Below are 5,656 nucleotides of genomic sequence, written 5' to 3'. Positions count from 1 at the left end.
AAAGGACTTTTTCAGTGCTCTCGCCATTCTACACTCTCTTTTCTTCGGGCCATTCAACACCTTTTTTGAACAACCTCTTTTAAAAAAGCCTCGTGAAACGCCAGCGATTTTTCCGCTGAAAAAGCTCGACTAAAATCCTCAATTCCTACATAACCACGATACCCCACCTCATCTAAATCAAGCAAAACCTGTTCCCAACAAACGACTCCATGATCCACACGCTCCCACTCAACGTTCCACTTCATACTCTCATCTTCTCGCTGCCACTTCGCATTCTTCACATGAACATGAGCTAAGTACGGACCTAGAAGCTGTAAAGCCATTCTATAATTCTCATAGCCTTCATGAATTAAATTACCAGGATCATACAATATCCCAATATAATCTGGATTACACCCATCAACTAATCGCAATGCCATTGATGCACTTGGAGCAATCGTTCCATGATGAGTTTCAATTAATCCTTTTATTTCATATTGCTCACAAAGCCGTTCTACTTGAAGAATATAGTTACGAGCCTCTCTACATAAATCACTATAATGTTGACTACCATCATAAGCCGGCACACCTAAACGGATCATTTGAGCTCCTAACTTCTTTGCAACTTTTAATACCTTTTCTGTTTCTTGAAGATCGCCACACGTTAAGTAAGCGTTTATGCTTAACGTAGACACTTCAAGCTTCGTTGCTTTTTCATGTAAATCAGCTAAATATTGGTCTGACATTTCTGGTGTAATCGTACAAAGGTTATTTCCCCAAAAACTTGGTTCTTCTACTCCTAACTCTGGCTCCATTCTTTTATAGCGCCATTCCACCGCCGAATAACCATACTCGTATAATTTTTCTAGCAATTCCTCAGGTGTCCATTCCGGTGTCATCACCGAAAATACAGAATACTTGAACATAACAGTTCCTCACTCCCTCTGCCTCTATAACATGCTCTTTCTATATTGTTCAGGTGTTACTCCTGTCAAATGCTTAAATACTTTGCTGAAATGAGACGGATACTTAAATCCTAATTGATAAGCGAGCTCTGTGACACTTATATTTTTCTCAAGCATTAATTGAATTTTTGCTTGGTTCACCCTTCTCTGCTTCACATAATTAAATATCGTAATGCCTGTAACTTCTTTAAATAAATTGGCTAAATAATATTTACTGACATGGAGTTCTTCTTCAATTTGCTCTAATTCAAGGTGCTCCATATAATGCTCTTCTACAAATGAAATGACGCGCTGTACATGATTCTCCTTCTGGCTATTAATCAAAGGTGCCTTCCTTAAATATTGTTTACACAATGGATACAATAGCGCTAGTAACTCTAATACGTGCACATCAACTTGAAATTGAGATAATGAATCAGATCGAGATGAAAATTGATTGATTTTCTGAAGCTGCTCCTCCACCTCCGCTCTCTCGCTCTTCTTCAAATGAAAACGAATAGATGGCAATGAGGTAAATGGCTCAAGTAAACCTGGCATATTCATAGAACTAAGAATCTGTTCAATATAGTGACGATCAAAATGAATAGTCGTACGAATATAGTCCGCACTCTCAAATAGCTTTGGACGATGAAGAGTCATGCCATTCATTAATATGACATCGCCAGGCTTAAGAACGTAAATACGATCACCAATTAAATAATTACATCGCCCACCGTGAAAATAGAAAATTTCATATTGCGGATGTGAATGGAAAGGAATATCTACTTTATTATTTTGACAATAACCAATGCTAATTTGTTTGTTCATTCCGTAGTAGCCTCCTTTCTCATTCATATGCCTACTCAACCTTAATCGCTTTTTGTTGAGCAATTAAACATAGCTCCGCAGCTTTAAAGGCATGTTCTTGTGTCATAGCATGTTCCGTACGGTTAAGACAATCCTCTATCAATTCACCAAAGAAAGGAAAACCCACCTTCCCTTTCAGTGACAAGTACCTTTCTCCTTGATCATTCACTAAAAAGAGGTGATCTGTCTCATGACTTCGAGCAATATCTGTATATTTACGTAGTTCTATATATCCTTTAGTGCCCAGAATAAACGTACGTCCATCCCCCCAAGTCCCTAATCCATCAGGGGTATGCCAATCGACTCTAAAGTAGTTGGTTGCTCCATTATCGCCTACTAATGTAGCATCACCATAATCCTCTAGCTCAGGGTAGTCTTTCGCATGATAATTAGCAACTTTACTATGCAATACATTTGCATCTTTACAGTTAGCATAATATAAATACTGTTCAATTTGATGGCTACCTATATCACAGAGAATGCCACCATAATCATTCTTTTTAAAAAACCACTCCGGCCTCGACGAGGCTGATAAGCGATGCGGACCGAAGCCTGTCACTTGAATAACTCTGCCAATTTCTCCGGCTTGGATCAATTGTCCCGCATACACTGCACTTTCAACATGAAGTCGCTCACTATAATAAACCATATACTTCCGCCCTGTTCGCTCGACAACCTCTCTAGCATGCGCTAATTGCTCTAACGTTGTAAAAGGAGCCTTATCTGTAAAATAATCCTTTCCATGTTCCATCGCTCGAACACCTAATGCACAACGTAATGACGGTATCGCTGCTCCTGCTATGAGTTGTACATCAGTATCATTCAGCACCTCTTCTTCTGATGAAGCAACTCGAACGTTAGGAAACGCTTTCAAAAATGCTTTTACTTTTTGTTCATCTTGATCATAGACCCACTTCAATGTAGCTCCTGCTTCTACTAGTCCATTACACATCCCATAAATATGACCGTGATCTAAGCTAACCGCAGCAAAAATAAATTCATTCTCGTCTACGACAGGAGCCCTTTGTCCTTTTGGTGCATAGTTCATTCCTTCTTGTCTGTCCATGACTCTCCCTCTTTCTTAATGAGAACCTTTCACATTTAGTACGTTCATCGTCTCGTTCTTTTTAACTGTCGATTGCTTGATGCGATCTTGTAAATGCTGATAGTAGCCCTCTTCATCAAGTGGAAATGATACCCAATCATCAATCCATGTTGACAGCTGCATCGCATTGGACATCGTTAAACCTTTAATACCTTCTACTCCCGGTGCAATTAAGTCCTTTCCTGTTAAAATCGCATCAACAAAGTTTTGCGTAATACCTTTGTGACCTAGCTCAGTGCCTTCTACAGGAATCGTACATTCCCAGCATTCAGGGCTACCAAAACCACCCTTATATTGCTGATTGAATTCGCTCTCAGCAATACGCAGACGCCAAAACAATAATCGTTCATCCTCGACAACTATTTTCCCACGATCTCCCGCAATTTCAAGTCGATTAGTCCCTGGAGCCTCCCCTGTTGTCGTCACAAAAACACCTGTTGCTCCATTTTCGTGTTCGATATAAGCCGTTACCTCATCCTCTACTTCGATCGCACGGTTTTTTCCAAATTGACAGAATGCACGGATCTTGGTTGGCACAAGGTCCGTCATCCATTGCCACAAGTCAAGTTGATGAGGACATTGGTTAATCAAAACACCTCCACCCTCGCCTTTCCATGTCGCCCTCCAGCTACTCGAGTCATAGTAGCTTTGCGAACGATACCAGTTTGTTATGATCCAGTTCATTCGTTTAATTTCACCTAATTCCCCTGACTGGATCATATCTCGAACCTTCATATAAAGTGGATTCGTTCGTTGGTTATACATCATAGAAAATATGAGATCCTTTGATTGACTTAACTCATTCATCTCTCTCACTTGCTTCGTATACACACCCGCAGGTTTCTCACAAAGCACGTGTTTATCGTGCTCAAATGCTTTATTCGCTAAGCGAGGATGATCATAATGAGGAGTAGCTATTAAAATCGCATCAATATCATCACTTGAAAAGAAGGCATCCTCATCAGCAAAAATTTCTACTCCCTTTAAATACTGCCTCGCCCATTTTCGTTGTGCCTCACTCACATCAAAAACAGCCCGTAGCTCAGCACCATTTATTTCACCTTGATGTAGATACATGGCATGAGCAGAACCCATTGACCCGACTCCAATTAACCCAATCCGCACATTATCCATCAGAAACACTTCCTTTCATTTACTACTATAATCGTAATAAATAAAATCTCTGTCTGCTTCAATCAAGTTATCTAATTTCATTATCTATTTATACATAATTGCTGTCTTTTTGTTTAAATGAAGCATTTTCATAAGTTTATACCTACAAAATCATTACAATGAGAAATAAAACAGGTAAGACAACGATTAATAGAATCGTATTAATAAACCAGCTCGAATTGGCTAAATCTTGGTCTAAGTTAAAGAGCTGTGGCGGTACTAACGACGTAAAACCAGGTGGCATAGCCGATAAAATTAATATCGTCTTAAATGCGATTCCTTCATAATACTCCTTTAATCCGAATAAAAAGGCACAGAACATGACCGTAATCGGTACAATGACATATTTAATACTCGCTATCGAGAGGCTCTCTTTTAAAAACCCCTTAACCTTTGTCACCCTCAAATTAAATCCTGTTGGTACGACTAGTAATATCGTAAAAATGGGAACTAACATACTATTTAAATGTGAATAGAACTCGGGCCGATCAATAGGTGAAGTATTTAAAGCTCCGCCAACACCAATGGCAACAATCGTCACAATAAAAAAAGGATTTTTCATCATTTTACTTAAAACAGACGGCGACTTTGTTCCTTTATGACGATCACCAAAAGACTGAGCTACTGGAAAGCCAACTGCATAATAAATCAAATCCTCAAACAAACGAAACATCGCCACAAAAACAAGGCTCGCTTCTCCTAAAAATACAAAGCAAAACAATGCACCAAAGCTACCTAAATTCGTAAAAGTGCCCGAAGCAAACATCGCTCCTTGCTTTTTTCTCGATAGTTTCATAAGTTTAGCAGCATATAGCGCTAATACACCACCAATCCCAAGTGACAAAGCACCGAGTATAGGGATGTACATTAAGCGAATATCATCCATCTCAACGAACCAAAAGGCTCCTAATATAATTAACGGATTCACAACCAACAATGCCGACATCGTACACATTTTTAATATCCGGTGCATCTTGGCTGCCGATTCAATCTTTCCTTTATCAAGTAAAACTCTTAATCCTCTTCCAAATAACAGGCCGATAATAATAATGGATAGTGCAAATAAAAAATTCCCAATCATGAAATGTCTCCCTCATTGCCGACAACATTTTTACTCATTTGTTTATAACGTATCATGGTTTATTGGAAAAAGATATAGTTTGGTTTTACGCAGAATTTTTATTTATGAGAGCTCTTCTGCGCCTCGTGCTTGACCATTTGTACACATAAAAAAGCACAATCCTACTGGATTGTACTTTACCGCCCGGCAACGTCCTGGGCTCTTGCTTCCTCTTCTACGGGGACGTTTTACTTGATGACAACTCCTCGATGGCTTTCTTGGTGCTTTACAAAGAGGAACCATTCGTCTCACAGGGAGACACGTTGCTTTTCTTGATGCTTCTTCACGATGAATTCATCGGCTTTTTCGCAGATGACGCTGTTCCTCCCGGCACAGAGCTCTTCTCCGCCTCGTGCTGAACCATTTGTGCACATTAAAAAAGCACAATCCTACTGGATTGTACTTTACCGCCCGGCAACGTCCTACTCTCACAGGGGGAAGCCCCCAACTACCATCGGCGCAGAAGAA

At 39.7% G+C, this 5,656-nt stretch carries 5 protein-coding genes; all 5 read right to left on the bottom strand.

What is annotated here, in order from left to right:
• Positions 1 to 53: 53 nt before the first annotated feature.
• The 5 genes from JCM9152_RS20695 to JCM9152_RS20675 all read right to left on the bottom strand — a co-directional run bounded on the left by JCM9152_RS20695 (position 54) and on the right by JCM9152_RS20675 (position 5,149).
• On the bottom strand, positions 54 to 905 hold the full coding sequence (locus JCM9152_RS20695; RefSeq protein ID WP_035347648.1) for a sugar phosphate isomerase/epimerase family protein: 852 nt from the start codon (positions 903 to 905) through the stop codon (positions 54 to 56).
• Between the two features lie 24 nt (positions 906 to 929).
• The gene (locus JCM9152_RS20690) at positions 930 to 1,751 is read right to left on the bottom strand and encodes an AraC family transcriptional regulator (RefSeq protein WP_158318468.1); all 822 of its coding nucleotides are present in this window, start codon (positions 1,749 to 1,751) and stop codon (positions 930 to 932) included.
• Positions 1,752 to 1,782: 31 nt separating this feature from the next.
• On the bottom strand, positions 1,783 to 2,856 hold the full coding sequence (locus tag JCM9152_RS20685) for a Gfo/Idh/MocA family protein (RefSeq protein WP_035347645.1): 1,074 nt from the start codon (positions 2,854 to 2,856) through the stop codon (positions 1,783 to 1,785).
• A 15-nt stretch (positions 2,857 to 2,871) separates the two neighbouring features.
• The gene (locus JCM9152_RS20680) at positions 2,872 to 4,029 is read right to left on the bottom strand and encodes a Gfo/Idh/MocA family protein (protein ID WP_035347642.1); all 1,158 of its coding nucleotides are present in this window, start codon (positions 4,027 to 4,029) and stop codon (positions 2,872 to 2,874) included.
• Positions 4,030 to 4,171: 142 nt separating this feature from the next.
• Positions 4,172 to 5,149, bottom strand: a complete 978-nt coding sequence (locus tag JCM9152_RS20675) for an AEC family transporter (protein WP_035347640.1) — start codon at positions 5,147 to 5,149, stop codon at positions 4,172 to 4,174.
• Positions 5,150 to 5,656: the final 507 nt, after the last annotated feature.

This window comes from Halalkalibacter hemicellulosilyticusJCM 9152 (genome assembly GCF_000513115.1).
In the GTDB taxonomy this organism is placed as follows: domain Bacteria; phylum Bacillota; class Bacilli; order Bacillales; family Bacillaceae_D; genus Halalkalibacter; species Halalkalibacter hemicellulosilyticus.
Note: the sequence above shows the minus strand (reverse complement) of the source record. Positions and strands in the feature narration are given on the sequence as shown.

What these genes read in the sequence shown, in the direction of transcription:
- JCM9152_RS20695 (WP_035347648.1), bottom strand. Translation starts at nt 905, where the DNA reads ATGTTCAAGTATTCTGTATTTTCGGTGATGACACCGGAATGGACACCT.
- JCM9152_RS20690 (WP_158318468.1), bottom strand. Translation starts at nt 1,751, where the DNA reads ATGAACAAACAAATTAGCATTGGTTATTGTCAAAATAATAAAGTAGAT.
- JCM9152_RS20685 (WP_035347645.1), bottom strand. Translation starts at nt 2,856, where the DNA reads ATGGACAGACAAGAAGGAATGAACTATGCACCAAAAGGACAAAGGGCT.
- JCM9152_RS20680 (WP_035347642.1), bottom strand. Translation starts at nt 4,029, where the DNA reads ATGGATAATGTGCGGATTGGGTTAATTGGAGTCGGGTCAATGGGTTCT.
- JCM9152_RS20675 (WP_035347640.1), bottom strand. Translation starts at nt 5,149, where the DNA reads ATGATTGGGAATTTTTTATTTGCACTATCCATTATTATTATCGGCCTG.